This is a genomic window from Tabrizicola flagellatus (assembly GCF_008271465.1).
In the GTDB taxonomy this organism is placed as follows: Bacteria; Pseudomonadota; Alphaproteobacteria; order Rhodobacterales; family Rhodobacteraceae; genus Tabrizicola; species Tabrizicola flagellata.
Window position 1 is genome coordinate 50678 of the sequence record NZ_VMDU01000014.1, and the last position, 25429, is coordinate 76106.

Genomic DNA, 25429 nt, shown 5'->3' on the forward strand with positions numbered 1-25429 from the left:
CCCCATCCCCGCCCCACGGTGGGGGAGGGGAGGTGCGGGGTGGAAGCGGTATGCAACCGTGCGGCCGGGAGCAAATCTTTTCGAAAAGATTTGCCAAAAGTTTTCGAAAACTTTTGGCTCCCGGTCCGACTCAGCCGCGCGGGTTGATGAGGCGGCCGATCAGGCCGGCGGTGCGGACGAGGCCCAGGGGCCGGCCGTTTTCCGTCACCACCAGTTCCGCCGCCCCCTGGCTCATCAGCTCCATGATGTCCTTTACCGGCGTCTCGGCCGGCAGTTCGCGGGCCGTGGCCGAGGTCATCCCCGGCTCCATCACGTCGCGCGCGGTCAGGACGCCCAGCGGGTTCATGTGGGCCACGAAGTCGGCGACGTAATCCGAAACCGGATTGGCGATGATCTCGCGCGCGGTGCCGCATTGCACGATACGCCCGCCCTCCATCAGCGCGATGCGGTTGCCGATCTTGAACGCCTCGTCAAGGTCGTGGCTGACGAAGACGATGGTGCGCTTCAGCTTCTTCTGCAGGTCCAGAAGCTCGTCCTGCAACTTCGAGCGGATCAGCGGGTCGAGGGCCGAGAAGGGCTCGTCCATCAGGAGGATCGGGGCCTCGGTCACGAAGGCGCGGGCGAGGCCCACGCGCTGCTGCATGCCCCCGGAAAGGTCGCCGACCTTGCGCTCGGCCCATTGCGAGAGGTTCACCAGTTCCAGCTGCGCATCCACCCGGGGGCGGCGCTGGGCGGGAGGGATGCCGGCAAGCTCCAGCCCCAGGCCCACGTTTTCGCGCACCGTGCGCCAGGGCAGGAGGCCGAACTGCTGGAACACCATGGCGACCCGGGTCGCGCGCAGCCGGCGCAGGGTGGCGGGGTCGGCCTTCGTCACCGAGACCATGCGGTCGCCGTCGAGGATGCGCACCTCGCCCCGCACCACCGGGTTCAGCGCGTTCACCCCGCGCAGAAGCGTGGACTTGCCCGAGCCGGAGAGGCCCATGAGCACCAGGATCTCGCCCTCGGCGACCGAGAGCGTGCAGTCGTGCACGCCCAGCACCTGCCCGGTGGCCTCTTGCACCTCGGCCCGGGACTTGCCCTGGTCCATCAGGGGCAGGGCGGCTTCCGGTCGGTCGCCGAAGACGATGGAGACACGGTCGAATTCGACGGCATTGGTCATTTGCGCGTCACCCTCAGCATGCGGTCCAGCATGATCGCCACCACGACGATCACCATGCCCGATTCGAAGCCGAGCGCGGAGTTGTTCTGGCCAAGCGCCCGCACCACCGGGATGCCGAGGCCGTTCGCCCCCACCATGGCGGCGATCACCACCATCGACAGCGACAGCATGATGGTCTGGGTGAGGCCGGCCATGATCTGCGGCATGGCATAGGGCAGTTCCACCTTCCACAGCTTCTGCCGGGGCGTGGCGCCGAAGGCGGTCGCGGCTTCGATCAGCGCCTGGGGCGTGGCCGAGATGCCGAGATAGGTCAGCCGGATCGGGGCGGGCACGACGAAGATCACCGTGGCGAGGAGGCCCGGCACCATGCCGAGGCCGAAGAACACCACGGCCGGGATCAGATAGACGAAGGTCGGCAGCGTCTGCATCAGATCGAGGATCGGCGACATTGCGGCGTAAAGCCGGGGCCGGTGCGCGGCGGCTATGCCGATGGGCACGCCGACGGCCATGCAGATCAGGCAGGAATAGAACAGCAGGACCAGGCTTTCGGTCGTGGCCTTCCAGTAGCCCTGGTTCAGGATGAAGAGGAAGCCCAGAAGGACCAGGAGGCAGATCTTCCAGGACCGTTGCAGCACCCAGGTCAGCGCGACGAAGAGCGCCACCACGACCAGCGGATGCGGCCACTGGATCAGGGAGAGGGTGGCATCGATGAGCCAGCCGAAGGCCTCGCTGATCCCGTCGAAGAAGGGCCGGGCGTTGGCCTTCAGCCAGTCCACCGCCTGTTTCGCGGCCCAGCCGACCGGAATTTTCTCGAACAGCCACGGAAACGTGGTTTGCAGCCAGTCCAAATCCGTCCCCCCCGATCAGCCGGCCCGAAACGGGCGGCCGGGTTGGTCCCCGGCCTGCCCGCCCTGTCAGTGCCTTATTGCAGCGCGGCCGCCACCGCGGCCTTGGCGTCGCCGCCGTCCCTGGTGGTCACGCCGTCGAGCCAGGCTTCCCAGGTGGCCGGGTTGGCCGCGAGCCAGGCCTTGGCGGCCTCGCGCGGATCGGTGCCGTCGTTCAGGATCGCGCCCATGATCTCGTTTTCCATCTGGAGCGAAAAGACGAGATTCTGCAGGAACTTGCCGGTATTCGGGCATTCCTGGACATAGCCCTTGCGGGTGTTGGTCGCCACGATCGCGCCGCCGAAGTTCGGTCCGAAGACCTCGTCGCCGCCCGAAAGGTAGGTCAGCTTGAAGTTCGAGTTCATCGGATGCGGTTCCCAGCCGAGGAAGACGATGGGCTGGCCGGCCGAGGTCTTGCGTTCCACCTCGGCCAGCATCCCCTGTTCGCTGCTTTCCACCAGTTCGAACTTGCCCAGGCCGAACTGGTCGGCGGCGATCATGTCGAGGATCAGCCGGTTGCCGTCATTCCCGGCCTCGATGCCGTAGATCTTGTTTTCCAGCGCCTCGGCATGGTCCTTGATGTTGCCGAAATCGCTGATCCCCAGCGCCGCGCCGGCCTCGTTGGTGGCAAGCGTATACTTCGCGCCCTCGAGGTTGGTGCGGACCGTCTCGACCGTGCCGGCCTCGCGGTAGGAGGCGATGTCGCCCTCCATCGTCGGCATCCAGTTGCCGAGAAACACGTCAACGTCGCCTTCGGCAAGGCCCGCGTAGGTGACAGGGACCGAGAGAATGTTGGTCTCGGTCTCGTAGCCCAGGGCTTCGAGGACGAGCGTCGTGGCCGCCGTGGTGGCGGTGATGTCGGTCCAGCCGACATCGGAGAAGACGATCTTGTCGCAGCCCTCGGCAAAGGCGCTGCCGGCCAGCGCGAAGGTCACGGCACTGGTCAGGAGGGTGGAACGTATGGACATGGATACTCCCCGCGGTGTTTTTGTTGATTGACGAGTCAATAAACTTCGCCCTTATTCGGTTTGGCAAGCATTTTCTGGGGCCAGACCGTCATGCCGAAGCTTGGAATGGAGCCTATCCGCAAGGAAGCGCTGGTGAAAGCCACCATTGTCGAGATCGGCAGGGTGGGATCGCTGGACGTGACCGTCAGCCAGATCGCCCGGCGGGCGGGGATGTCGAGCGCGCTGGCGCATCATTACTTCGGGTCGAAGGAAGAGATGTTCCTCGCCGCGATGCGCCACATCCTGACGCTTTACGGGGCCGAGGTGCGGGGCGCGCTGGCCGCGGCAGAGGGGCCGGAGGGGCGGATCCGGGCGATCCTGCGGGCCAGTTTCAGCCCCGGCAACTTCCGGCGCGAGGCGGTGGGGGCCTGGCTGAACTTCTGGGTCCTGGCGCAGACGGTGCCCGAGGCCAAACGGTTGCTCGCGGTCTATCAGGGGCGGCTGCGGTCGAACCTGGTGGCGGCGCTGCGGCCGCTGGCGGGGGACCGGGCCGGGGGAATCGCCGAATCGCTCGGGGCGATGATCGACGGGCTCTACCTGCGCGAGGTGCTGAAGTCGGGCCCGCCGGACGGCGCGGCAGCGGTGGAGCTGGCGCTGCGCCATCTTGAGGCGGAACTGGTGCGGGGGGCGGTCTGATGCACGCGGATTATGTGATCGTCGGCGCGGGCTCGGCCGGTTGCGCCATGGCCTACCGGCTGGCCGAGGCGGGGCGGCGGGTCACGGTGATCGAACATGGCGGATCGGATGCCGGGCCGTTCATCCAGATGCCCGGCGCGCTGAGCTATCCGATGAACATGGGCATCTACGACTGGGGTTTTGCCACCGAGCCCGAGCGGCATCTGGGCGGAAGGGTGCTGGCGACGCCGCGCGGCAAGGTGATCGGCGGGTCGTCGAGCATCAACGGGATGGTCTATGTCCGGGGTCACGCCAAGGACTTCGACACCTGGGCCGAGATGGGGGCGGACGGCTGGGCCTATGCCGATGTGCTGCCCTATTTCAAGCGGATGGAGCAGTCGCACGGCGGGTCGGGGCCGGAGTTCCGGGGCACCGACGGCCCGCTGCATGTCACGCGCGGGAGCCGCGAAAATCCGCTGTTCGATGCCTTCATCGAGGCGGGGCGGCAGGCGGGCTATCCGGTCACGCAGGATTACAACGGCCGGCAGCAGGAAGGCTTCGGCCCCTTCGAGGCGACGATCCACAAGGGGCGGCGCTGGTCGGCGGCGAATGCCTATCTGAAGCCCGCGCTGAAGGGCGGGAACGTGCAGGTCGTGCGGGGCTTTGCCCGGCGCGTGGTGATGGAGGGCAAGCGCGCCGTGGGGGTGGAGATCGACACCCGCGCCGGACGGCAGGTGATCCGGGCGGGGCGCGAAGTCATCATCGCGGCGTCCTCGATCAACTCGCCCAAGCTTCTGATGCTGTCGGGGATCGGGCCTGCGGCGCATCTGAAGGAGCACGGGATCGAGGTCGTCGCGGACCGGCCGGGAGTGGGGGCGAACCTGCAGGACCACCTGGAAATCTACATGCAGTTCGCGGCGAGCCAGCCGATAACCCTTTACAAATACTGGAATCTCTGGGGCAAGGCCTGGGTCGGCGCGCAATGGCTCTTGACGCGCAAGGGCCCGGGCGCCTCGAACCAGTTCGAGGCCTGCGCCTTCATCCGATCGAAGGCCGGCGTGGAATATCCCGACATCCAGTATCACTTCCTGCCCATCGCCGTGCGCTATGACGGCAAGGCGGTGGCCGAGGGGCACGGCTTCCAGGCCCATGTCGGGCCGATGCGGTCGAAGTCGCGCGGGTCGGTTACCTTGCGGTCGGGCAACCCCACGGACGCGCCGGTGATCCGGTTCAACTACATGTCCGAACCCTCGGACTGGGAGGATTTCCGCACCTGCATCCGCCTGACGCGCGAGATCTTCGGGCAGGAGGCGTTCAAGCCCTATCTGAAGGCAGAGTTGCAGCCGGGGCCGAAGGTGCAGACCGACACCGAACTGGACGATTTCCTGCGCGAACATGTCGAAAGCGCCTATCACCCCTGCGGCACCTGCCGGATGGGGCGGGCCTCGGACCCGATGGCGGTGGTCGATCCTGAGTGCCGGGTGATCGGGGTGGAGGGGCTGCGCGTGGCCGATTCGTCGATCTTCCCGCAAATCACCAACGGCAATCTCAACGCCCCTTCGATCATGACCGGCGAGAAGGCGGCCGATCACATCCTGGGACGCGCGCCCTTGCCGGCCTCGAACCTGGAGCCCTGGATCAACCCGAACTGGCGCGTTTCGCAGCGCTGACTTGATCCGGGTCAAGGCAGGACCCGGAGCAGGGCGCCAGAGTGGCACGGACAGTCAAGAAGGAGACCGGCATGTCGAACACCCCGCACACGCTGCAAGAGGAATTTCCGGGCGAGGCGGCGAAGATCAGCGCGCTGAAGGTATCGGATCCGCATTTCGCCAGGCTGCTGACCGACTACGACAGCGTGAACGACAAGGTGCATCGCTCCGAGACGCGGCTGGATCTTCTGACCGAGGAAGAGGAAGAGCATCTGCGCAAGCAGCGGTCGCGGCTGAAGGACCAGATCGCGGCGGCCTTGCGCAAGTAGGCCGCTCGTCGTGCGCCTTCGGCTTCTCCTCGCGCTGGACACCGAGGAGGACCGAAGGGAACGACGAGGGGTCAGCCGATCTCGTAAGGCAGCACGTCGCGGGCGTTGGGGTTGATCTTCAACCGCCCTTCCAGCGGCGGGACGCTGCGCTGGTGGCAGTTCACCCTTTCGCAGATGCGGCAGGAAATGCCGATGGGCTCGAACCGGCCTTTCAGGTCGAGCCCGTCGGAATAGACGAGTTGCGGGGCGTGCTGCACCTCGCACCCCAGCCCGATGGCATAGCGGCGGACCGGGGCGAGGAAGGCTCCGGCCGGTTTCGACACGTCTCGGGCAAGGCAGAGGTAGCGCACGCCGTCCGGGGTCTCGGCAAGCTGGCGAAGGAATTGTCCCGGCGTTTCAAAGGCCTGGTGGACGTTCCACAAGGGGCAGGCGCCGCCGAACCGGGCGAATTGCAGCCGGGTCGAGGAGTGGCGTTTCGTGATCGTGCCGGCCTGATCGACGCGGACGAAGAAGAAGGGGATGCCCTTGGCGCCGGGGCGTTGCATCGTGGATAGCCGGTGGCCGACCTGTTCGATCGAGGCGCCGAAGATGTCGGCCAGCCGTTCGAGGTCGTGGCGCACCTCCTGCGCGGCGGTGAGGAAGGCGCGGTAGGGCAGGAGCGCGGCCCCGGCGAAATAGTTCGCAAGGCCGATCTTGGCGATGTCGCGCGCCTCGGGCGTGGAAAACCGGGCGAGGTCGAGGGTGGCCTCCAGAAGGTCGTTCTGGGTGAGAAGGGCCACCTGGTGCAGCAGCTGGAAGCGTTGCGAGGGGCCGGAGGCGCGGGCCGAGATGTCGAGCCGTTTCGCCTGGGGGTCGTAGTGGCGCAGGGGCGCGGTGCTGGAATAGTGCAGGCTGATCCCGGCGCGTTTCAGCAGGTCCTGCGCCAGCGTTTCGATGGGCTTGCCGGCGGTGGCCGAGGTCGCGAAATGCTCGGCCGCGCGGTCGATGGCGTCGAGGTAGTTGTCGCAGTAGTGGAAGAAATCGCGCACCTCTTCCCAGGCCGAGGGGCGGAGGTCGGCGTCCTCGCGCCCCAGCGCCTCGTCGAGAGAGGCGAGGCGTTCGTGGGTCTGGCGATAGGCGCGGTGGAGGTCGAGGAAGGCACGCGCAAGGGCCGGGGCGTTCGAGGCGGCAAGGCGGAGGTCGGCGAGCGGCGGGCTGGCGGTGGTGAACACCGGGTCGGCCAGCGCCTCGCGCATGTCGGTGACGAGGCGTTCGCTTTCGCCGACGGTGAGTTCGGTCACGTCGAGGCCGAATTCCTGCGCCAGCGCCAGCACGACCGCCGCCGAGACGGGGCGGTGGTTGTTCTCCATCTGGTTGAGGTAGGGCAGCGAGACGTTCAGCTTGTCGGCGAAGGCCTTCTGGGTCAGGCCCAGCCGCCCGCGGATCTCGCGCAGTTTGACGCCGGCGTAGAGCTTCTGTGTGGGCATCGGGGACCTCTTTGCAAAGCTATGCGGCGCTTTGCAAAGGTGCGTCAAGCGGAAGTCAGGCGGCGCCGATCTGCTGCGCGCGGCGCATGACGAAGAAGATGGCCACGACCGAGGCCACGGAGGAGGCGAGCATCAGGAGGATCAGCGGCATCTCGGTGGAGCCGGGGCCGAGGAGGATACCCGCAACGGCGGCAAGGGCCGCCCCGCCGCCGATCAGGATGGCTCCACCCAGGCCCGAGGCGGTGCCGGCGAGGTCGGGGCGGACCGAGAGCATCCCGGCGTTGGCGTTCGGCAGGCAGATGCCGTTGCCGAGGCCCATGAAGATGGTGAGGCCGAAGAAGGTGGTCGGGCCGGAGAGGCCGGCAAGGGTGAGGAGGGCAAGGAGGGCGAGGCCTGCGGAGGTGACGAGGCAGCCCAGAAGGATCATCCGGTTCATGCCGATGCGGACGGAATAGCGCCCGGCGAGGAAGTTGCCCGCTGCATAGCCGATGGCGGTCAGGGCGAACAGCGCCCCGACATGGGTGGAGGAGAGGCCGTAGACCTTGTCGCCGACGTAAGGCGCGCCGCCGAGGTAGGCGAAGAAACAGCCCGAGGCGAAGGCGGCCGAAAGGGTGTAGCCCCAGAACCTGCGCGAGGCGAAGAGGGCGGGATAGCTGCGGACCTGGTCCATCAGGCTGACGCGGCGGAGGGTGGCGGTCTCGCCCAGGTCGGCCCAGACGAGGGCGAGCGTGGCGAGCCCGAGGATCAGGAGAAGGGCGAAGTTCGCCTGCCAGCCGTAGAGGTCGTCGAGGACGCCGCCGATGACCGGGCCTATCATGGGCACCAGGCTCATCCCCATGGTGACGTAGCCGATCATGCTGGCCGCGCGTTCGTCGGCCACCATGTCGCGGACCACGGCGCGCGACAGGACCATGCCGGCGGCGATGACGGCCTGGGCCATGCGGAAGATCAGGAACCAGGTGGCGGTGGGGGCAAGAAGCGTGCCGATCGTGGCCAGCAGGAACAGGACCAGCGACCATATCAGCACGGCGCGACGGCCGTAGCGGTCGGAGATCGGGCCGATGACGATCTGGAGGAGCGCGGAGAGGAGGAGGTAGAGCGCGACCGACTGCTGCATCACGCCATAGGGGACGCCGTAATAGGTCGCCATTCCGGGGAGCGAGGGCAGGAAGATGTTCATCGTCAGCGCCGAGAGCCCGGCGATCAGGATCAGCGTGACGATCTTCGGAGGCGTCGTCCGGTCCAGGAACACGGGATCTTGCATCGCCACAGGGCTAAGCCAGTCGGCCGGGAATGTCCACCGGGCCGGGTTGACGGGCCGGGGTCACGCCCATTTGTGGAAGATGAAGAAGGCCCCCAGCGCAATGAACGCGAAGCCGAGGACATGGTTCCACATCAGCGGCTCCTTCAGGTAGAGGACGGAGAAGGCGGCGAAGACGGTCAGGGTGATGACCTCCTGGATCGTCTTGAGCTGGGCAGCGTTGAAATAGCCATAGCCGATGCGGTTGGCCGGAACCTGCAGCACATACTCGAAGAAGGCGATCCCCCAGGAGACCAGGATCACCGTGATCAGGGCGCTTTCCTTGAATTTCAGGTGTCCGTACCAGGCAAAGGTCATGAAGATGTTGGAGGCCAGCAGCAGGCCTATGGTGATGACGGGGATGGGCAGGGTCATGGGGTCCTCGGGGGTCTTGTCCGCAGGGGCATAGCGCGGTCTGACGGCAGGTCCAATGCTTTGCAGATTTGCGATTTGATGTGCTGTCTTTCAAATATGTTTGCAAATTTTCTCATTCATGCTTCTCGCACCTGCTGCCTTACCCTAGATTGCGCCAAGCCATCAGCCGTGGGGGAGCGCGCGATGAAGGACATCCTGGAAGAGCTTGAGGCCCGTCGCGCGGCGGCGCGGGCCGGAGGCGGCGAACGCCGCGTGCAGGCGCAGCACGCCAAGGGCAAGCTGACCGCGCGCGAGCGGATCGAGCTGCTGCTCGACGAGGGATCGTTCGAGGAGTTCGACATGTTCGTCGCGCACCGCTGCACCGACTTCGGCATGGAGAAGGACCGCCCCGCGGGCGACGGCGTGGTGACGGGCTGGGGCACGATCAACGGCCGGCAGGTCTATGTCTTTTCCCAGGATTTTACGGTCATGGGCGGGTCGGTCAGCGAGACCCACGGCGCGAAGATCTGCAAGATCATGGACATGGCGATGCAGAACGGCGCGCCGGTCATCGGGATCAACGATTCCGGCGGCGCGCGGATCCAGGAGGGGGTCGCGAGCCTCGCCGCCTATGGCGAGGTGTTCCAGCGCAACATCGAGGCTTCGGGCGTGGTGCCGCAGATCAGCCTCATCATGGGCCCCTGCGCGGGCGGCGCGGTCTATTCCCCGGCGATGACCGACTTCATCTTCATGGTGAAGGATTCGTCCTACATGTTCGTCACCGGCCCAGACGTGGTGAAGACGGTCACGAACGAGGTGGTCACGGCCGAGGAACTGGGTGGGGCCTCGACCCACACCCGCAAGTCCTCGGTCGCCGATGGGGCGTTCGAGAACGATGTCGAGGCGCTGGCCGAGATTCGGCGGCTGTTCGACTTCCTGCCCTTGAACAACCGGCAGAAGGCGCCGGTGCGGCCCTTCTTCGACGACCCCGCGCGCATCGAGCCCAGCCTCGACACGCTGGTCCCCGACAACCCGAACCAGCCCTACGACATGAATGAACTTATCCTGAAGGTCGCCGACGAGGGCGATTTCTTCGAGATCCAGAAGGACTTTGCCGCCAACATCATCATCGGCTTCATCCGGCTGGAGGGCCAGACGGTGGGCGTGGTGGCGAACCAGCCGATGGTGCTGGCCGGCTGCCTGGACATCGACGCCAGCCGCAAGGCCGCGCGCTTCGTGCGGTTCTGCGATGCCTTCGAGATCCCGATCCTGACCTTTGTCGACGTGCCGGGCTTCCTGCCGGGGACGGGGCAGGAATACGGAGGCGTCATCAAGCACGGGGCGAAGCTTCTGTTCGCCTATGGCGAGGCAACCGTGCCCAAGGTCACGGTGCTGACCCGCAAGACCTATGGCGGGGCCTATGTGGTCATGGCCTCCAAGCACCTGAAGGCCGACTTCAACTATGCCTGGCCCACGGCCGAGGTGGCGGTGATGGGGGCCAAGGGTGCAGTCGAGATCCTCTATCGGTCCGAACTGGGCGAGCCGGAGAAGATCGCCGCCCGGGTCAAGGACTACGAGGACCGCTTCGCCAACCCCTTCGTCGCGGCCGAAAAGGGCTTCATCGACGAGGTCATCATGCCCCACTCCACCCGCCGCCGGGTGGCCCGGGCCTTCGCGGCGCTGCGCGGGAAGAAGGCGCTGATGCCCTGGAAGAAGCACGACAACATCCCGCTGTGACGATGCGCCGCGCCTCGATCCTTCACGTCGTGACCTTCGTCGCCCTGGCGGCGACTGCTGGTTGCCAGGAGGAGGCGCCGGCCGGCGAGGCGGTGAGTGTTCCGTCGGGGCGGACACTGTCGCTGATCGACGTGATCACCAATGCACGCGGCCCGGCCGGGGCGACGGCGCGATTCCGGTTCCTGGCGCCGGGACTGAACGCCGATGACGCCGAGGCCGCGGCCGAGGACATGCAGGCGCTGTGCGACAGCTTTGCCATCAAGCGTATAGAGGGAATGGTGCCTGCGCCGCAGCAGATCGTGATCTCGTTTTCCAGCGAGGTCGTGCCCTTCGGCGAGGCTGCGCCCGGTGTCGTGCAGTTCTTCGAATCCTACCGCCCGGAAAACGGCACTTGTGTCTGGGAAGTTTTCTGATGCGGACGCTAAATGTTGTTTTTTCGGCTGGCCTTGCACATTGGGCTGATGTAGGAACGCCACAGGTCGGGAACTTGGCCTCGCCGACATACCAATCCGGATCCGTTTCGGTTAGGGTGCAGACGGGCCGGGCCAAATCGGCCTTGAACAGCGAACAGGTGCCGGATACCCGCGCGGGGTCCGAAGCACCCCAAGAAGGATGGAGTAGAGGATGTCGAAGAGCGCACGTCTCGTTCTGGTTCTGGCTATGGTGTCGGCTTTCGCCGCTTGCGCCAAGAAAGAGGCCCCGGTCGAGCCGGTGGAGCCGGTCACGGTCGAGCCGACCTACACGGGCAAGTACAAGTAATCGTGCGGAGCGGGCCTGCCGGCAGGCGCCGGTCGGGCCCGCGCCAACCCCCCGCCTCCCGCGGAGAGACGCGGTCGAGGCGCCAGCTTGCCGGCTATCGTCAGTGGTCGCGCCCCGTCCGGTCTGGGCCTCCCTGACAGTTTCGCCTATCCGTCCCGTCAGCCGCAGCGACAGAGGACAGGGCAGATGCTGAAGCACAGGGGCTTCCCGGGCCGGATGCCGGGCACCGACTTCCAGTTCACCATCCGTCGGGCCAACGTGAAGGAGGGCGCGACGAAACTGATCCGGCGCGAGCGGTTCAAGGACCGCAAGCATCTGGACCGGATGGCGGACCGGGCCTTCATGGCCGCCCTCTGGCAGTATTTCGGCGCCGAACCCTTCCAGCGCGGCAATCTCGATGCCGGCCGGCTGTCCTGGCTGTTCGGCCGCGAGGTCGTCCCGGCCGAGGACCCGTTCGACCCCTGCTCTTATGAGGCGCTGCTGCGGATCGACGTCAGGCGCGCCGAGGCCGCCTTCCCCGAGGTCTTCGCGCCGGACGCGCCCGATGCGCTGGACGCCGGCGACGACTGGGACGGGGAGGATTAGGCATGATCTTGCCGAGCGCGAGTGGCTTTTGGCGCTGTTTTGCTCAGGCGCGGGCGGCTGTTTGCAAGGCAATTGCAATGGGCGGATCGTGGCGCCATTGTTTCCTTGCGGGCCGGTGCCAGTCCAGCTCTGGCCTGCCCAATCTACGTTGTTACCCTTCCCCTTCTACTCGGTCCGGCCTGTCCCTGGCCGGGCCGATCCTGTCGCTGGAGCGGGTCCTTGCCGATTGCGCCGAGACGGCGAGAAACTGCTTTCAAATCCGCGATTTTGCGGTAGATTCCGCTGCAATAACAACAAACCCGCGAGGCAGTATCCCATGCGCAAGTCGCTTATCGTCTTTGCCCTTCTTTCCACATCGCTTGCCGGCTGCATGCAGGACCCGGCATCGCGCGGCGCTGCCGGTGCGGCCGCCGGTGCGCTGGTCGCCGATGCGACCGAGAATGACGTGCTCGCCGGCGCGCTCATCGGCGGTCTTGCCGGGGTCGCGACCTGCGGCATCGAGCTGGGCCTGCCGCCCTGCCGCTCGGGCTACTGACGTAACCGCCTTCGGGCGGGTTCACCTGACACCAGGGACCATCCGGGCTGACCGCCCGGGTGGTCCTTTTGCATTCCGACTGGGGGGAGCCGATGTTTGACAAGATCCTGATCGCCAACCGGGGCGAGATCGCCTGCCGCGTCATCAAGACGGCGCGGAAGATGGGGATCAAGACGGTGGCCGTCTATTCCGACGCCGACCGCAACGCGCTGCATGTGCAGATGGCGGACGAGGCGGTGCATATCGGCCCGCCCCCCGCCGCGCAGTCCTACATCGTGATCGACAGGATCATGGAGGCGATCCGCCAGACCGGCGCGCAGGCGGTGCATCCTGGCTATGGCTTCCTGTCGGAGAACCGCAACTTCGCGGCGGCGCTTGAGGCGGCGGGGGTGGTTTTCATCGGCCCGCCCAGCCCGGCCATCGAGGCGATGGGCGACAAGATCACCTCGAAGAAGATCGCGGCCGAGGCCGGGGTTTCCACGGTGCCGGGCTACATGGGCCTGATCGCCGATGCGGACGAGGCGGTGAGGATCAGCCGCGACATCGGCTATCCGGTGATGATCAAGGCGAGCGCCGGCGGCGGCGGCAAGGGCATGCGGATCGCCTGGAACGATGCCGAGGCGGCGGAGGGGTTCCAGTCCTCGAAGAACGAGGCGGCGGCATCGTTCGGCGACGACCGCATCTTCATCGAGAAGTTCGTCACCCAGCCGCGACACATCGAGATCCAGGTGCTGGCCGACAAGCACGGCAACTGCGTCTACCTGCACGAACGTGAATGTTCGATCCAGCGCCGGAACCAGAAGGTGATCGAGGAGGCCCCGAGCCCATTCCTGGACGAGGCGACGCGGAAGGCGATGGGCGAACAGGCCTGCGCCCTGGCCAAGGCCGTGGGCTATACCAGCGCCGGGACGGTGGAGTTCATCGTCGATGGCAACCGCAACTTCTATTTCCTTGAAATGAATACGCGTTTGCAGGTGGAACACCCGGTCACGGAACTGATCACCGGGGTCGATCTGGTCGAACAGATGATCCGCGTCGCGGACGGGCAACCGCTTCCCTTCAAGCAGTCCGACCTGAAGATCCACGGCTGGGCGATGGAAAGCCGGCTCTATGCCGAGGACCCCTACCGGAACTTCCTGCCCTCGATCGGACGGCTGACCCGCTACCGCCCGCCGGTCGAGGGCAAGACCGAACGCGGCGGGATCGTGCGGAACGACACCGGCGTCTACGAGGGCGGCGAGATCAGCATGTTCTACGACCCGATGATCGCCAAGCTCTGCACCTGGGGGCCGACGCGGGCCGACGCGATCGAGGAGATGCGGCTGGCGCTGGACACCTTCGAGGTGGAGGGGATCGGACACAACCTGCCGTTCTGTTCCGCCGTGATGGACCATCCGCGGTTTGTCAGCGGCAGCATCACCACGGCCTTCATCGCCGAGGAATACGAGGGTGGTTTCACCGGGGCGACGCTGGACTCCAGCCTGTTGAGACGGATTGCGGCGGCGGCGGCGGCGATGAACCGGGTCGCGGAAATCCGGCGGACCCGTATATCCGGGACGATGGACAACCATACGCGGCGGGTTGGCGACGACTGGGTTGTGACGGTGCAGGGCGAAAGCTGGCCGGTCACGATCAAGGCCGACCCTGCCGGATCGACGGTCGTCTTCGAGGACGGCACCGATCTGCGGGTGGAAAGCGACTGGACGCCGGGGCAGCCTTTGGCGCGCCTTTCCGTAGGGGGCGAGCCTTTGGTCATCAAGGTCGGCAAGGTTCCGATGGGCTTCCGCATGCGGCTTCGTGGTGCGGACCTGAGGGTTCATGTGCAAAGCCCCCGCCAGAAGGCGCTGGCCGGGCTGATGCTGGAGAAGGCCCCGCCGGATACCTCGAAATTCCTTCTCTGCCCGATGCCGGGGCTGGTCGTGAAGATCGCGGTCGCCGAGGGCGACGAGGTGCAGGAGGGTCAGGCGCTGGCGACGGTCGAGGCGATGAAGATGGAGAACATCCTCAAGGCCGAGCGCAAGGGCGTGGTGAAGAAGATCCGGGCCAACGCCGGGTCCAGCCTGAAGGTGGACGATGTCATCATGGAATTCGAATGACGCCGCGCCGGTCGGCCGGGCGCCGGAATTCCTGCGAATTCCGGACCGATTTCCGTGCGGAAATCGGCCCCGGTCGGGCTGGCGCGCGCTATCGCCCCGCCGGGTTCCGCTCCAGCGCTTCGGAGCGGGCGATTGGCATCTTGTCGATGGAGTTGATGATCTCGCGCCCGTCCCAGGGCAGGGGCTTGCGGATCGAGGGTTTCCAGTCCTTGTCCATCAGCACCAGCGAAAAGCCGCGCGGGCGGAGCTTGCGGCGCAAGTCGCTGGGGTTCGCGGGGTCGGTGTCGGTGATGAGGATCACGTCGCGGGCTTCGAACTGCGGGTAGTAGCGGGTCAGAAGCTCCATCTGCCGCACGAAGGCCGGGTCGGCCGGTGAGTCGGCAAAGACGATGACCGGGCGGCGCAGGAAGAGAAGCTCGGCCTCCACCACCTCGGAGGCGGGGACGGGGCCGAAGGCCGGGGGCGACGCCTCCTGCAGATCGGCGGTTGCCGGGGCCTCATCGGCCCGGGCGGAAAGGACAAGTGCCGGAATGGCCAGGGCCAGGACGGCAAGGAACGGGCGGCGGGCGACGGCTTTCATGGCCTTGATATAGGCGGGTTTCGGCAAAAGCCCAAGCGCCGGATCGGCGCGGAACGGAGAGAGTGATGGCGGACCTGAAGGAATGGGAGGCCCTGGCCTCGAAGGAGCTGAAGGGGAAGGACCCGGCAAGTCTGACCTGGCAGACGCTGGAGGGCATCGCGGTCAAGCCGCTTTACACCGCCGCGGACCTGGAGGGGCTGCCGCAAATCGGCGAGTTGCCGGGCGTGGCGCCGTTCACCCGGGGGGTGCGGGCGACGATGTATGCCGGGCGGCCCTGGACGATCCGGCAATATGCGGGCTTTTCCACCGCCGAGGAGTCGAATGCCTTCTACCGCAAGGCGCTGGCGGGCGGGCAGCAGGGCGTCTCGGTCGCCTTCGACCTGGCGACGCACCGCGGCTATGACAGCGACCATCCGCGCGTGGTGGGCGATGTCGGCAAGGCGGGGGTCGCGATCGACAGCGTCGAGGACATGAAGATCCTGTTCGACGGCATCCCGCTGGAACGGATCAGCGTTTCCATGACGATGAACGGGGCGGTGATCCCGATCCTGGCCAATTTCATAGTGGCGGGGGAAGAGCAGGGGGTCAGCCGCAAGGATCTGTCGGGGACGATCCAGAACGACATCCTGAAGGAATTCATGGTGCGGAACACCTACATCTATCCGCCCGAACCCAGCATGCGGATCATCGCCGACATCATCGAATACACCTCGCGCGAGATGCCGAAGTTCAACTCGATCTCGATCTCCGGCTACCACATGCAGGAGGCCGGCGCGAACCTGGTGCAGGAACTGGCCTTCACCCTGGCGGACGGCAAGGAATATGTGAAGGCGGCCCTCGCGCGCGGGATGGACGTGGATGACTTCGCGGGGCGACTGTCGTTCTTCTTCGCCATCGGCATGAACTTCTTCATGGAGGTGGCGAAGCTGCGCGCCGCGCGGATGCTGTGGCACCGGATCATGTCCGGGTTCGGGGCGAAGAAGGCGTCGAGCCTGATGCTGCGGACCCATTGCCAGACGAGCGGGGTCAGCCTGCAGGAGCAGGACCCCTACAACAACGTCATCCGCACCGCCTACGAGGCGATGGCGGCGGTGCTGGGGGGGACGCAGAGCCTTCACACCAACGCGCTGGACGAGGCGATTGCCCTGCCCACGGAATTCTCGGCCCGGATCGCGCGGAACACGCAACTGGTCCTGCAGGAAGAGACCGGGATCACCCATGTCGTCGATCCGCTGGCCGGGTCCTACTATGTGGAAAGCCTGACCGCGCAGCTGGCCGAGGCGGCCTGGAAGCTGATCGAGGAAGTCGAGGCCATGGGCGGCATGACCAAGGCGGTGGCCTCCGGCATGCCGAAGCTGCGGATCGAGGAGACGGCCGCGCGGCGGCAGGCGATGATCGACCGGGGCGAGGAGGTGATCGTCGGGGTCAACAAGTACCGCAAGGACAAGGAAGACCCGATCGAGATCCTCGACATCGACAACATGGCCGTGCGCGAGGCCCAGATCGCGCGGCTGAAGGCGGTGCGCTCGGGCCGCGACGAGGCGCGCTGCCAGGCGGCGCTGGACGAACTGACGCGGCGCGCGGGCGCGGGCGGCAACCTTCTGGAAGCGGCGGTGGAAGCGGCCCGGGCGCGGGCGAGCGTGGGAGAGATCTCGATGGCGATGGAAAAGGTGTTCGGGCGGCATCGCGCCGAGGTCAAGACGCTGGCCGGGGTCTATGGCGCGGCCTATGAGGGGGACGCGGGCTTCGAGGCGATCCAGAAGGATGTCGAGGCCTTTGCCGAGGCCGAGGGCCGGCGGCCGCGGATGCTGGTGGTGAAGATGGGCCAGGACGGGCACGACCGGGGGGCGAAGGTGATCGCCACGGCCTTTGCCGACATCGGCTTCGACGTGGACGTGGGGCCGCTGTTCCAGACGCCGGAAGAGGCGGCGCAGGATGCGATCGACAACGACGTGCATGTGATCGGGATTTCCAGCCAGGCGGCGGGGCACAAGACGCTGGCGCCACGGCTCATCGAAGTGCTGAAGGAGCGTGGCGCGGGCGACATCCTGGTGATCTGCGGCGGGGTCATCCCGCAGCAGGACTACGATTTCCTGAAGGCGGCCGGGGTCAAGGCGATCTTCGGTCCCGGAACCAATATCCCGGCGGCCGCGAAGGAGATCCTGGACCTGATCCGGGCGGCACGGGGCTGAGCCCCCCCTGTCTCGGCGTCCCGGCGCCGTGGCTGCCTCCGGCGGGAGTATTTGGGAAAGGGCAAGGGGGACGGTTTCGCTAGGTGGCGAAGTCGGTGATGACGGCGACGCCGGGCGTGCCGGGGTGGTCGAAGGCCATGAGTTCCACGGTCGCCCGGGAGAGGGGGACGGTACGGGCGACGATGGGTGTCACGTCGATGCGGCCGGTCTCGATCAGGGAGAGGAGCGTCGGGTAGCGCCAGGCCGGCATGCCGCGGGAGCCGAAGACCGAAAGCTGGCGCATGTAGAGCATGTTCATGTCGATCTGCATCCGCGCGGTGTGGCCGGTGGGCAGGCCGACCTGGACATGGCGTCCGAGGGGGCGCAGGCAGCGCAGGGAGGCGTTGGCGGTGGTCTCGATCCCCAGCGCCTCGACGCTGACATGGGCGCCGCCCTGGGTCAGCTCCACGATCCGCGCGGCCACGTCGCCGTCGCGGGCGGCGAGCGCGGCCTCGGCGCCGAGCGCGAGGGCATGGGACAGCTTTTCGGGGACCACGTCCACGACCACGACGCGGGCGCCGATGGCCAGGCCGATCATGAGGCAGGACAGCCCGATGCCGCCGGTGCCGTGGACGGCCAGCCATTCGCCGGCCTGCAGCGCGGCGCGGCCGGTCAGCGCGTGGAAGGCCGTGGCGACGCGGTAGCCGAGGCCGGCGGCGAGGGCGGGGGAGAGGCTTTCGGGCAGGCGTGCCAGGTTGTGGGCGTGGGGGACCGAGACGTATTCGGCTTAGGCGCCTCGGTCGCCGAACCCCGGCACGCGCTGGGCGCGGCAGGTGGTGCTCTGGCCCGAGCGGCACTCCGGGCAGTCGCCGCAGGCGAGGATGAAGGGGGCGATGACACGGTCGCCGGGTCGCCAGCGGGCCAATGGACCGGCCTCGAGGACCTCGCCGCAATATTCGTGGCCGGGGATGTCGCCCGGCCGGACCTACGGGTGTTCGCCGACCCAGCCATGCCAGTCGCTGCGGCAGATGCCGCAGGCGAGGGTCTTGAGGACCACGCCGTCCGCTTCGCAGACGGGGTCCGACACGGTTTCGAGGGACTGGGGCGCGCGGTAGGCGCGAAGTACGGCGGCGCGCATCAGGATCCTCGGTAATGGTTCAGGCAGAAGACGCGGATCGCCGAGGCTAGGCCCTCGTCCCCGCGCCTTGCGGCGTCGATTTCGGCGGCGAGCGCGTTGAGGGGCGTGTCCCGTTCGGCGGCGATGGCGCGGAAGGCGTCCCAGAACTCGGGCTCCAGCGAGACGCTGGTGCGATGGCCGTGCAGGGTGAGCGAGTGCTTGGCGGGGCGGGTGGTCATGCCGGGGACCGTAGCGCAACGGTTGGCTTTGTCACCGGAGTTTTCGAAAACTCCGGTTCGGACCCTTCAAAGGGTCCGGCACGATTTCTTCGAAGAAATCGTCTAGGCGACCCTGCGGATTGGCTCGCGATTGCAGAAGATGACGAACTGACCAGCGTTCTCCACGACAGGAAACCCTCGGCGCTTCATTTCGTCGAGAAAGCGCTCGCGACCGACGTAACGTTCCACGTCACGGACCTTCCGGCGGATGACTCCGCCCTCTCGTGCAGCCTGCGACGAGAACAGGTGCGAGATCCAGTGGTCGGAAGACAAGAATTGCGGCATGACAGACATCGGCGCACCTCCTGCCTTCACCGTGCCAAGGCAAGGTTAACGGCAGGTTACTCCGTCTCGCGCCGGTGCGCGTCGAGGTCCCGCGTGGCCTTCTCGGCGCGGGCCTTCTCCAGGTCCCGCTCGGCCTTCGTGCGGCCGTGCTTGGCTGCGTTGGCATCGGCGACCGCGCGGGCGGCCTTGCGGGCCGCCTGCTTCCTTGCCGTGCGGAGGTTGACGACCTCGGCCATCAGCCCTTGGGGCCGACCATGTCCTCGGGCCGCACGATGCGGTCGAAGGTCTCGCCATCGACGAAGCCAAGGGCAATCGCCTCTTCCCGTAGCGTGGTGCCGTTCTTGTGCGCCGTCTTGGCGACCTTGGTCGCGTTGTCGTAGCCGATGGTGGGCGCAAGCGCCGTGACCAGCATCAGCGATTCCCTCATCAGCTTCTCGATCCGGGGAATGTTGGCCTGGGTGCCGACGACCATGTTGTCGGTGAAGCTCGAGGCCGCATCGCCCAGAAGCTGGATCGATTGCAGCACGTTGTAGGCCATCATCGGATTGTAGACGTTCAACTCGAAATGGCCCTGGCTGCCGGCAAAGCCGACGGCGGCGTCGTTGCCCATCACATGCGCGCAGACCATGGTCAGCGCCTCGGCCTGGGTCGGGTTCACCTTGCCGGGCATGATCGACGATCCCGGCTCGTTTTCCGGCAGGATCAGCTCGCCCAGGCCCGAGCGGGGGCCGGAGCCGAGAAGCCGCAGGTCGTTGGCGATCTTGAAGAGCGAGCCCGCGACCGTCTTCAGCGCGCCCGAGAACATGACCATCGCGTCATGGGCAGCGAGCGCCTCGAACTTGTTCGGCGCGGTGACGAAGGGGAGGCCGGTGATCCTGGCGATCTCGGCCGCCACACGCTTGTCGAAGCCGACGCGGGTGTTGAGCCCGGTGCCCACGGCCGTCCCGCCCTGGGCGAGTTCGTAGATGTGGGGCAGGCAGAGCTTCACCCGTTCGATCCCGCGGTCCACCTGGGTGGCATAGCCCGAGAATTCCTGGCCCAGCGTCAGGGGCGTCGCATCCTGTGTGTGGGTGCGGCCGATCTTGATGATGTCCTTGAATTCGTCCGACTTCGCCCAGAGCGCCTTGGAGAGCTTCTCCAGCCCCGGGAGCAGCACGTCGCGGGTGTGCATGCCGATGGCGACATGCATCGCGGTGGGGAAGGTGTCGTTCGAGGACTGCCCCATGTTCACATGGTCGTTCGGGTGGACGGGCTTCTTCGAGCCCTTCACGCCGCCCAGCATCTCGATGGCGCGGTTCGAGATCACCTCGTTCGCGTTCATGTTCGACTGGGTGCCGGAGCCCGTCTGCCAGACCACCAGCGGGAAGTTGTCGTCGAACTTGCCCTCGATCACCTCTTGCGCGGCCGCGACGATGGCGTTGCCAAGGTCTGCGGGCAGGTCGCCCTGCGCCATGTTCACCAGCGCGCAGGCCTTCTTGATGACGCCAAGCGCGCGGATGATCGGGACCGGCTGGCGTTCCCAGCCGATCGGGAAGTTGATGATCGACCGCTGGGTCTGCGCGCCCCAGTACTTGTCGGCGGGAACCTCGAGCGGGCCGAAGCTGTCGGTTTCGGTGCGGGTCGCGGTCATCGGAATCTCCTCGCAAACTCTCGCGCCCCGCATAGCGCCGGGGGGCCGCGAAATCAATTGGCATACATTGGTATACCGCAGCGGCGCCGCAAATGTCGCAGGCGTCAGGCGCGGCGGAAACGGTAGACGGTGGCGGGGGGCAGGTTGGCCCAGACCTTGTTGCCCCTGTTCACTGTCAGTCCGAGCGCGGCGATGGTCTCGGGCGGCAGGGGCGGACGGGGGCCATAGGTGAACTGGACATAGCGCCCGCGGGGCGCGAGGATGGCAAAGGCGGCGGCGACGATGCCCTTGCGCACCTCTTCGGGCATCGAAAGAAGCGGCAGGCCGGAGATCACCGTCGAGACCCCGGGCGCGACCAGCCGGGCGGCTTCCTGCGCGGGCAGCTGATGGATGGTCACGCCGGGGAATTTCTGCCGCAGGTAGGCGACGAACTCCTCGTCCAGTTCGAACAGGGTCAGGTTTTCCGGCGGCACGCCGCGCGCGAGCATCGCCTCGGTAAAGCGCCCGGTGCCGGGGCCGAACTCGACCACCCGCCCGCTGGTCGGCCCGAGGCCCAGTGTCATCGCCCGCGCCAGCGTGCGCGAGGACGGAGCTATCGCCGAGACCTGCCGGGGATTCTTCAGCAGTCGCCGGCGGAACAGGGCGAGGTCGGACATCAGTGCTTGCGGAACTGGTCGAGCGAGACGATCTCGGCGTCGTGGCGTTCGGCCTCGGGTTCGACCTCGATATCCTCTTCCTCTTCCACCTCGTCTTCTTCCTGCTCTTGCGTCTCGAAGCGCAGTCCGAATTCGACCGAGGGATCGACGAAGGTGCGCAGGGCGTCGAAGGGAATGACCATCGGCTCGGGGGAGTTGCCGAAGTTCAGCGTGACGCTGAAACCGTCGTCTGTGACGGTCAGGTTCTCGAACCAGTGTTGCAGGACCACGGTCATTTCCGTGGGATAGCGTTCCTTCAGCCAGTCGGCCATCTGCACGTCCGGGTGCGTGGTGTCGAAGGTGATGAAGAAGTGGTGCGCACCGGGCAATCCGTGTTCGGCGACCTCCGTCAGGACCGACTGGATCAGGCCGCGCATGGCTTTGTGCATCAGGTTGCCGTAGTCGATCGTGCGTGCCATCGGCGCCGTCCTTTCCCGGTTGGGTTGCAGCATAGGGGATTCGGGGGCCAAGGGAAGGGGTGGCCTTGCGCTGGATGAGGCGAGCGTCAAAGAACCGCCGCCGCAGCCGAGGCGAGTGCCGAAAGGCCCAGCACGACCAGAAGGTTCCGGTGCCGGACAAGCAGCGACCAGGCGGCGAAGACGGCGATCAGGGCCGGCAGGGGGCGCAGGCTGGTCGGGTCGGGCCAGGTCAGGTGCAAGGGGCCAAGCGTGGTTTCGGGAACATGGGCGAACAGGACGTGCAGCGCGAACCAGAGCGAGAGGTTGGCGATGACGCCCACCACGGCGGCGGTGATCGCGGCCAGCGCGCCCGCCAGGCGCGGCATGTGGGTCAGCCGGTCGATGAACGGGGCACCGGCGAAGATGAAGAGGAAGGAGGGGACGAAGGTCATCCACAGCGCGACGGCCGCCCCCGCAAGACCAAGCGGCCAGCCGCCGACCTGGTGCGCGGCGAGGAAGCCCACGAACTGGTTGACCAGGATCAGCGGACCGGGCGTGGTCTCGGCCAGGCCCAGGCCGTCGATCATCTGTTTCAGCGTCAGCCAGCCTTTGCCCTCGACCACCTCCTGCGCCATCCAGGCCAGCACCGCATAGGCGCCGCCGAAGGTCAGGACGGCGAGTTTCGAAAAGAAGATGCCGATCTCGGCCAGGCGTTGCGGGGCCGCGACGATCAGGCCGGCCAGCGGCAGCAGCCAGATTGCCCCCCAGGTGAGCGCCGCCGTCAGCGACCTGGTCAGCGCGGCGGGCGGCGTCGGGGTGTCGGTGCGGCCGCCGGGGGTGCGCAGGAAGCCCCAGAGCCCGGCCGCCAGGATGATGACCGGGAAGGGCAGGTCCAGCACGAAAAGGCCCAGGAAGGCGGCAAGGGCGATCAGGTAGGCTTCGCGCGATTTCAGCGCACGGCGCGAGACACGGATCAGCGCCTCGATCACGATTGCGATGACCGCGGCCTGGATGCCGGTGAACAGCGCCGCGACAAGGGGAACCTCGCCCAGGGCCGCGTAGAGAAGCGAGAGCGCCAGCACGACCGCCGCACCCGGCAGGACGAACAGGCCACCGGCGATCAGCCCGCCCCGCACCCCGTGCAGCCGCCAGCCGATCCAGGTTGCCAGCTGCATCGCCTCGGGCCCCGGCAGAAGCATGCAGAAGGACAGCGCGCGCAGGTAGTCGGGTTCCGAGACCCACCGCTTCTCGTCCAGGACGATGCGGTGCATCAGCGCGATCTGCGCCGCCGGACCGCCGAACGAAAGGCAGCCGATGCGGGCAAAGGTCCGGGTCAGGTCGGCCAGTGTCGGGCTCATCGGGGAAGGTTGGCTCAGGCCGGGGAAGGGAGGAAGGGCTATTCGCGCCGGGTAACACCCCGTTGACAGTCAGCCCATGGGTTTTGCAAGTTCGCGCAGCAGTTTCAGGCGCAGCGTTTCGGCATAGTCCTGCAAGCCGCGGGCGGTCACGACAAAGCCGCCGGGCGAGATGATCCAGCGCCGGTAATAGGTGGTGATCGGGATGGCGGGCCCCGGTTCCTCGATGGCGATGGCGTTGAGGATGATGCCGGCCGCGATCGCCTCGGCCCGGGCGCGGGCATCGGTGAATCCCGCGTTCTCCTGCCCGTCGCCCGAGATGTCGATGACGCGGCGGTGACAGTCGGGCACGGCGGCGAACTGGGCGGCCGCGAAGCGGAGACCCTGGCCCACGGCGGTGTCCGAGCCCGAGAAGGCGCGCGGCATCGCCTCGGCCCGGGCGGCGAAGCGGGCCACGTCGGCCTCGGTCAGCATGCGCGCCCAGGGCAGGAGCAGCGCCTGCTCGGTCACGCCGGACCACTGCACGACGGCCAGGGCGACCTGATCCCGGACCAGGGCGTCGATGACGTCGGGGTGGGACAGGGCGGCGGCAAGCCCGCCGGCCTGAAGCCGGTAGTCGGCCGGGTCGATCGAGCCGGAGACATCGATGGACAACAGGAGCGCTGTCTCGCAGGCGAGGGCGGGCGGGGCGGTCAGGCAGAGGAGGAGGGCCGTGCGGAGCATGGCGCAGGATGGGGGCAGGGGCGGGCCCTGGCAACCCGCTCGTCGATGACTGCGTCACTCCTCGCTGGCCTGGGACGCGACGAGGCGGCGAAGGCGATCGAGGAGCGGAGGGAGGGCAAAAGGTGCGGTTTTCCGTTGGCGGGTCCCTAAGTCCCGAAGGTAGCCGAGCCTTCTTGCATGACTATGGAAGTGCCGGATTCTGTTGCCAGGCTCCGGCGGGCCCCGCCTTACGCGGCTAAGCGGAAGGACTTAGGTTTGGTTTTGCGAGCCGCTTACGCAGCCAGCGCCACCGGAGCACGGTTGTCGTTGGCAACTGTGATCATGGACCGATAACGGTGGTACCTCACCGAGCGAAAGCTGGCCTCTTTGGTCGTTCGTCGATCCTATTTCGGCCCCGTTCCCCCGCAACGCCGGGTGCCTGGTGGAGCCGCCGGGTACCGCCCCCGGGTCCGAGCCGATTATTACAGGTGCGTTTATCGCCATAGTCGGGGTTGCCCCCGACAGGGGTCAATATAGGGGCTGGGGACAGGGCGCGCAAGGGCGGGTGTCCACGGTGGACATTTCCGGATCAGCTAGCAGAAGCAATGGGTTGGTCGCGGACGTAAGGGAATTGGAAAGCTTCCTTTCCGACCGTTTCATGAGGGGCGGGACCGCAGATCAGGCCGCGAGGAGCCAGTCGAAGGGCGAAGGTCCGGTGTCGTCAGGCAGTGTGCCCTTCAGGTCGCCATTTTCGGACAGGACGTCGCCGCCGAACTTTCCGCCTACGACATGGAATGGCCCGGTAGGGATGTCCGAACGATCCTGCACGGTCCAGTATTCGCTGGTGATGTGCCCGTAGTCATATTCGTCCCACTGGGCAAACAGCAGGTCAGCCGTCATCAACGCATCTTCAATGACCTCGGCGCGGGTGTCGATCATGGAGCCGGTTTCATCGCTCCAGCGAATGAGGCCTTCTTCGTAGGTGTCGGTCTCCACCACGTCATATCCCCCGTCCGACCGGACGGTGACGTCAAAGTGGTTGTACTGAAGGATGATTTCGTGGATCGCGCGCACTTCGTTGCGGAATACGCCTTGAATCGCATGGCTTCCACCCAGCACGTCGGAAGTCCGCACATCCAGTGATACAGGTGTGCCATATCCGGGCAGAAGCAGGTCCAACACTTCTTCGCCGATTTCCCACCAGTCCGGCAGGTTCACCGACGATGTCCCAAGAACCCCATCGTCGGAGTAGAACCGGTCGGTTTCGTCGGGGTTGATGATGATGGCGCTGAGGAGCGACAGTTCGATCCCGCCCAGCCCAAGGTCTGCGAGGGTCAGGCGCGAGAAGGCTTCTTCGGTCAGGCCGTCGATCTGCACAACCGCGAGGCTGACCAGCCCGCCGCTCCGAAACTCGAAATGATCCGCCCCGGCTCCGCCCCAGAGGATCCTTGGGCCTTGTGCCTCCAGGTTGTCGAGAATGAAGCGTTCCGCTCCGCCACCCCCCGGCCGCGAAAACGGGCCGGTCTGCCGCGGTGACCCAGATCGTGTCATCCTTGTCGCAACCGATCACACATTCGAGGTCCTGCGCAGCCATGTCGACCGTCACGCCAGTGTCCCCGAGTGCCACGGCCACATCCCGGCCGGTGCCGCCGTTGACATTCATTCCATCCGCGAAGTCGAAGAAGATGTGCTCTGACCCCCGAGAACTCCTCCATCTGATGCTAGAGTCCGGCCCGAGGAGAG

29 protein-coding genes and 1 other RNA gene are annotated in these 25429 nt (G+C 66.7%); 10 read left to right on the forward strand and 20 right to left on the reverse strand.

Going from position 1 to position 25429, the window contains the following annotated elements; genetic code table 11:
- Positions 1-130: 130 nt before the first annotated feature.
- The 3 genes from choV to choX all read right to left on the reverse strand — a co-directional run bounded on the left by choV (position 131) and on the right by choX (position 3011).
- Positions 131-1159: a choline ABC transporter ATP-binding protein gene (gene choV, locus FL625_RS15000; RefSeq protein WP_149589488.1), complete on the reverse strand. Its 1029-nt coding sequence runs from the start codon at positions 1157-1159 to the stop codon at positions 131-133.
- Entirely contained in the window at positions 1156-2007 is an 852-nt protein-coding gene (choW, locus tag FL625_RS15005) for a choline ABC transporter permease subunit (RefSeq protein ID WP_149589489.1), read from the reverse strand. The genes choV and choW overlap by 4 nt, the downstream gene beginning before the upstream one ends.
- Positions 2008-2081: 74 nt before the next feature.
- Positions 2082-3011, reverse strand: coding sequence for a choline ABC transporter substrate-binding protein (gene choX, locus FL625_RS15010; protein ID WP_149589490.1), 930 nt, complete (start codon positions 3009-3011; stop codon positions 2082-2084).
- Positions 3012-3101: 90 nt separating this feature from the next.
- Here choX and betI point away from each other — a divergent pair, with 90 nt between their 5' ends.
- The 3 genes from betI to FL625_RS15025 all read left to right on the forward strand — a co-directional run bounded on the left by betI (position 3102) and on the right by FL625_RS15025 (position 5643).
- Positions 3102-3686: a choline-binding transcriptional repressor BetI gene (betI, locus tag FL625_RS15015; protein ID WP_149589491.1), complete on the forward strand. Its 585-nt coding sequence runs from the start codon at positions 3102-3104 to the stop codon at positions 3684-3686.
- Entirely contained in the window at positions 3686-5335 is a 1650-nt protein-coding gene (gene betA, locus FL625_RS15020) for a choline dehydrogenase (protein WP_149589492.1), read from the forward strand. Before betI ends, betA begins: the two co-directional genes overlap by 1 nt.
- Before the next feature lie 71 nt (positions 5336-5406).
- Complete coding sequence (locus FL625_RS15025; RefSeq protein ID WP_149589493.1) at positions 5407-5643, forward strand: HP1242/YdcH family protein; 237 nt, start codon at positions 5407-5409, stop codon at positions 5641-5643.
- A 71-nt stretch (positions 5644-5714) separates the two neighbouring features.
- Here the strand turns inward: FL625_RS15025 and FL625_RS15030 are convergent, their stop codons facing one another.
- The 3 genes from FL625_RS15030 to FL625_RS15040 are packed head-to-tail and all read right to left on the reverse strand — an operon-like array spanning position 5715 to position 8784.
- The gene (locus FL625_RS15030) at positions 5715-7109 is read right to left on the reverse strand and encodes a helix-turn-helix domain-containing protein (RefSeq protein WP_149589494.1); all 1395 of its coding nucleotides are present in this window, start codon (positions 7107-7109) and stop codon (positions 5715-5717) included.
- Positions 7110-7164: 55 nt separating this feature from the next.
- Positions 7165-8373 carry a multidrug effflux MFS transporter gene (locus FL625_RS15035; RefSeq protein WP_149589495.1) on the reverse strand — a complete coding sequence of 403 codons (1209 nt, stop codon included), beginning with the start codon at positions 8371-8373 and terminating at the stop codon, positions 7165-7167.
- 60 nt (positions 8374-8433) lie between these two features.
- A complete protein-coding gene (locus FL625_RS15040) occupies positions 8434-8784 on the reverse strand; it encodes a DMT family protein (RefSeq protein ID WP_149589496.1) in 351 nt (116 codons plus the stop codon).
- A gap of 183 nt (positions 8785-8967) precedes the next feature.
- Between FL625_RS15040 and FL625_RS15045 the strand changes: the two genes are divergently transcribed.
- The 6 genes from FL625_RS15045 to FL625_RS15065 all read left to right on the forward strand — a co-directional run bounded on the left by FL625_RS15045 (position 8968) and on the right by FL625_RS15065 (position 14475).
- Positions 8968-10500: an acyl-CoA carboxylase subunit beta gene (locus FL625_RS15045; RefSeq protein WP_149589497.1), complete on the forward strand. Its 1533-nt coding sequence runs from the start codon at positions 8968-8970 to the stop codon at positions 10498-10500.
- Between the two features lie 2 nt (positions 10501-10502).
- Positions 10503-10913 carry a DUF6497 family protein gene (locus FL625_RS15050; RefSeq protein ID WP_235019441.1) on the forward strand — a complete coding sequence of 137 codons (411 nt, stop codon included), beginning with the start codon at positions 10503-10505 and terminating at the stop codon, positions 10911-10913.
- Positions 10914-11124: 211 nt separating this feature from the next.
- On the forward strand, positions 11125-11259 hold the full coding sequence (locus tag FL625_RS18520; protein WP_268815787.1) for a hypothetical protein: 135 nt from the start codon (positions 11125-11127) through the stop codon (positions 11257-11259).
- 186 nt (positions 11260-11445) lie between these two features.
- On the forward strand, positions 11446-11844 hold the full coding sequence (locus tag FL625_RS15055) for a hypothetical protein (protein ID WP_149589498.1): 399 nt from the start codon (positions 11446-11448) through the stop codon (positions 11842-11844).
- 316 nt (positions 11845-12160) lie between these two features.
- The gene (locus tag FL625_RS15060) at positions 12161-12379 is read left to right on the forward strand and encodes a YMGG-like glycine zipper-containing protein (protein WP_149589499.1); all 219 of its coding nucleotides are present in this window, start codon (positions 12161-12163) and stop codon (positions 12377-12379) included.
- Positions 12380-12471: 92 nt separating this feature from the next.
- Positions 12472-14475, forward strand: a complete 2004-nt coding sequence (locus tag FL625_RS15065; RefSeq protein ID WP_149589500.1) for an acetyl-CoA carboxylase biotin carboxylase subunit — start codon at positions 12472-12474, stop codon at positions 14473-14475.
- Positions 14476-14563: 88 nt separating this feature from the next.
- Here the strand turns inward: FL625_RS15065 and FL625_RS15070 are convergent, their stop codons facing one another.
- Positions 14564-15055 carry a DUF4174 domain-containing protein gene (locus FL625_RS15070; RefSeq protein ID WP_149589501.1) on the reverse strand — a complete coding sequence of 164 codons (492 nt, stop codon included), beginning with the start codon at positions 15053-15055 and terminating at the stop codon, positions 14564-14566.
- A gap of 65 nt (positions 15056-15120) precedes the next feature.
- On the opposite strand from FL625_RS15070, the gene scpA reads away from it, so the two are divergent.
- On the forward strand, positions 15121-17247 hold the full coding sequence (scpA, locus tag FL625_RS15075) for a methylmalonyl-CoA mutase (protein WP_149589502.1): 2127 nt from the start codon (positions 15121-15123) through the stop codon (positions 17245-17247).
- Between the two features lie 79 nt (positions 17248-17326).
- Here the strand turns inward: scpA and FL625_RS18600 are convergent, their stop codons facing one another.
- The 13 genes from FL625_RS18600 to FL625_RS15130 form a co-directional block, all read right to left on the reverse strand.
- Complete coding sequence (locus FL625_RS18600) at positions 17327-17980, reverse strand: zinc-binding dehydrogenase (protein WP_354001261.1); 654 nt, start codon at positions 17978-17980, stop codon at positions 17327-17329.
- A gap of 33 nt (positions 17981-18013) precedes the next feature.
- On the reverse strand, positions 18014-18196 hold the full coding sequence (locus FL625_RS18605) for an alcohol dehydrogenase catalytic domain-containing protein (protein ID WP_354001262.1): 183 nt from the start codon (positions 18194-18196) through the stop codon (positions 18014-18016).
- Between the two features lie 15 nt (positions 18197-18211).
- Entirely contained in the window at positions 18212-18364 is a 153-nt protein-coding gene (locus FL625_RS18610) for a hypothetical protein (protein WP_354001260.1), read from the reverse strand.
- Positions 18364-18582 carry a ribbon-helix-helix domain-containing protein gene (locus tag FL625_RS15085; protein WP_149589503.1) on the reverse strand — a complete coding sequence of 73 codons (219 nt, stop codon included), beginning with the start codon at positions 18580-18582 and terminating at the stop codon, positions 18364-18366. The genes FL625_RS18610 and FL625_RS15085 overlap by 1 nt, the downstream gene beginning before the upstream one ends.
- Before the next feature lie 102 nt (positions 18583-18684).
- A complete protein-coding gene (locus FL625_RS15090) occupies positions 18685-18915 on the reverse strand; it encodes an N-(5'-phosphoribosyl)anthranilate isomerase (RefSeq protein ID WP_149589504.1) in 231 nt (76 codons plus the stop codon).
- A gap of 47 nt (positions 18916-18962) precedes the next feature.
- Positions 18963-19142 carry a DUF4169 family protein gene (locus FL625_RS15095; protein ID WP_149589505.1) on the reverse strand — a complete coding sequence of 60 codons (180 nt, stop codon included), beginning with the start codon at positions 19140-19142 and terminating at the stop codon, positions 18963-18965.
- Positions 19142-20536, reverse strand: a complete 1395-nt coding sequence (gene fumC, locus FL625_RS15100) for a class II fumarate hydratase (protein WP_149589506.1) — start codon at positions 20534-20536, stop codon at positions 19142-19144. The genes FL625_RS15095 and fumC overlap by 1 nt, the downstream gene beginning before the upstream one ends.
- Positions 20537-20640: 104 nt before the next feature.
- The gene (locus FL625_RS15105; protein ID WP_149589507.1) at positions 20641-21192 is read right to left on the reverse strand and encodes a class I SAM-dependent methyltransferase; all 552 of its coding nucleotides are present in this window, start codon (positions 21190-21192) and stop codon (positions 20641-20643) included.
- Complete coding sequence (locus FL625_RS15110; RefSeq protein WP_149589508.1) at positions 21192-21650, reverse strand: SspB family protein; 459 nt, start codon at positions 21648-21650, stop codon at positions 21192-21194. Before FL625_RS15110 ends, FL625_RS15105 begins: the two co-directional genes overlap by 1 nt.
- An 86-nt stretch (positions 21651-21736) precedes the next feature.
- Positions 21737-22987, reverse strand: a complete 1251-nt coding sequence (gene chrA, locus FL625_RS15115) for a chromate efflux transporter (RefSeq protein WP_149589509.1) — start codon at positions 22985-22987, stop codon at positions 21737-21739.
- Positions 22988-23056: 69 nt separating this feature from the next.
- On the reverse strand, positions 23057-23707 hold the full coding sequence (locus FL625_RS15120) for a DUF1194 domain-containing protein (protein ID WP_149589510.1): 651 nt from the start codon (positions 23705-23707) through the stop codon (positions 23057-23059).
- A gap of 188 nt (positions 23708-23895) precedes the next feature.
- Positions 23896-24249, reverse strand: a transfer-messenger RNA (tmRNA) gene (gene ssrA / locus FL625_RS15125).
- 115 nt (positions 24250-24364) lie between these two features.
- Positions 24365-25237: a hypothetical protein gene (locus tag FL625_RS15130; protein ID WP_149589511.1), complete on the reverse strand. Its 873-nt coding sequence runs from the start codon at positions 25235-25237 to the stop codon at positions 24365-24367.
- Positions 25238-25429: the final 192 nt, after the last annotated feature.

What these genes read in the sequence shown, in the direction of transcription:
- FL625_RS15050 (WP_235019441.1), top strand. Translation starts at nt 10,503, where the DNA reads ATGCGCCGCGCCTCGATCCTTCACGTCGTGACCTTCGTCGCCCTGGCG.
- FL625_RS15095 (WP_149589505.1), bottom strand. Translation starts at nt 19,142, where the DNA reads ATGGCCGAGGTCGTCAACCTCCGCACGGCAAGGAAGCAGGCGGCCCGC.
- FL625_RS15060 (WP_149589499.1), top strand. Translation starts at nt 12,161, where the DNA reads ATGCGCAAGTCGCTTATCGTCTTTGCCCTTCTTTCCACATCGCTTGCC.
- betA (WP_149589492.1), top strand. Translation starts at nt 3,686, where the DNA reads ATGCACGCGGATTATGTGATCGTCGGCGCGGGCTCGGCCGGTTGCGCC.
- fumC (WP_149589506.1), bottom strand. Translation starts at nt 20,536, where the DNA reads ATGACCGCGACCCGCACCGAAACCGACAGCTTCGGCCCGCTCGAGGTT.
- FL625_RS15085 (WP_149589503.1), bottom strand. Translation starts at nt 18,582, where the DNA reads ATGACCACCCGCCCCGCCAAGCACTCGCTCACCCTGCACGGCCATCGC.
- FL625_RS15090 (WP_149589504.1), bottom strand. Translation starts at nt 18,915, where the DNA reads ATGTCTGTCATGCCGCAATTCTTGTCTTCCGACCACTGGATCTCGCAC.
- FL625_RS15070 (WP_149589501.1), bottom strand. Translation starts at nt 15,055, where the DNA reads ATGAAAGCCGTCGCCCGCCGCCCGTTCCTTGCCGTCCTGGCCCTGGCC.
- FL625_RS15065 (WP_149589500.1), top strand. Translation starts at nt 12,472, where the DNA reads ATGTTTGACAAGATCCTGATCGCCAACCGGGGCGAGATCGCCTGCCGC.
- FL625_RS15120 (WP_149589510.1), bottom strand. Translation starts at nt 23,707, where the DNA reads ATGCTCCGCACGGCCCTCCTCCTCTGCCTGACCGCCCCGCCCGCCCTC.
- FL625_RS15105 (WP_149589507.1), bottom strand. Translation starts at nt 21,192, where the DNA reads ATGTCCGACCTCGCCCTGTTCCGCCGGCGACTGCTGAAGAATCCCCGG.
- betI (WP_149589491.1), top strand. Translation starts at nt 3,102, where the DNA reads ATGCCGAAGCTTGGAATGGAGCCTATCCGCAAGGAAGCGCTGGTGAAA.
- FL625_RS15045 (WP_149589497.1), top strand. Translation starts at nt 8,968, where the DNA reads ATGAAGGACATCCTGGAAGAGCTTGAGGCCCGTCGCGCGGCGGCGCGG.
- FL625_RS15055 (WP_149589498.1), top strand. Translation starts at nt 11,446, where the DNA reads ATGCTGAAGCACAGGGGCTTCCCGGGCCGGATGCCGGGCACCGACTTC.
- FL625_RS15035 (WP_149589495.1), bottom strand. Translation starts at nt 8,373, where the DNA reads ATGCAAGATCCCGTGTTCCTGGACCGGACGACGCCTCCGAAGATCGTC.
- scpA (WP_149589502.1), top strand. Translation starts at nt 15,121, where the DNA reads ATGGCGGACCTGAAGGAATGGGAGGCCCTGGCCTCGAAGGAGCTGAAG.
- FL625_RS15110 (WP_149589508.1), bottom strand. Translation starts at nt 21,650, where the DNA reads ATGGCACGCACGATCGACTACGGCAACCTGATGCACAAAGCCATGCGC.
- chrA (WP_149589509.1), bottom strand. Translation starts at nt 22,987, where the DNA reads ATGAGCCCGACACTGGCCGACCTGACCCGGACCTTTGCCCGCATCGGC.
- FL625_RS18610 (WP_354001260.1), bottom strand. Translation starts at nt 18,364, where the DNA reads ATGCGCGCCGCCGTACTTCGCGCCTACCGCGCGCCCCAGTCCCTCGAA.
- choX (WP_149589490.1), bottom strand. Translation starts at nt 3,011, where the DNA reads ATGTCCATACGTTCCACCCTCCTGACCAGTGCCGTGACCTTCGCGCTG.
- FL625_RS15030 (WP_149589494.1), bottom strand. Translation starts at nt 7,109, where the DNA reads ATGCCCACACAGAAGCTCTACGCCGGCGTCAAACTGCGCGAGATCCGC.
- FL625_RS18520 (WP_268815787.1), top strand. Translation starts at nt 11,125, where the DNA reads ATGTCGAAGAGCGCACGTCTCGTTCTGGTTCTGGCTATGGTGTCGGCT.
- FL625_RS15025 (WP_149589493.1), top strand. Translation starts at nt 5,407, where the DNA reads ATGTCGAACACCCCGCACACGCTGCAAGAGGAATTTCCGGGCGAGGCG.
- FL625_RS15130 (WP_149589511.1), bottom strand. Translation starts at nt 25,237, where the DNA reads ATGACACGATCTGGGTCACCGCGGCAGACCGGCCCGTTTTCGCGGCCG.
- FL625_RS15040 (WP_149589496.1), bottom strand. Translation starts at nt 8,784, where the DNA reads ATGACCCTGCCCATCCCCGTCATCACCATAGGCCTGCTGCTGGCCTCC.
- choV (WP_149589488.1), bottom strand. Translation starts at nt 1,159, where the DNA reads ATGACCAATGCCGTCGAATTCGACCGTGTCTCCATCGTCTTCGGCGAC.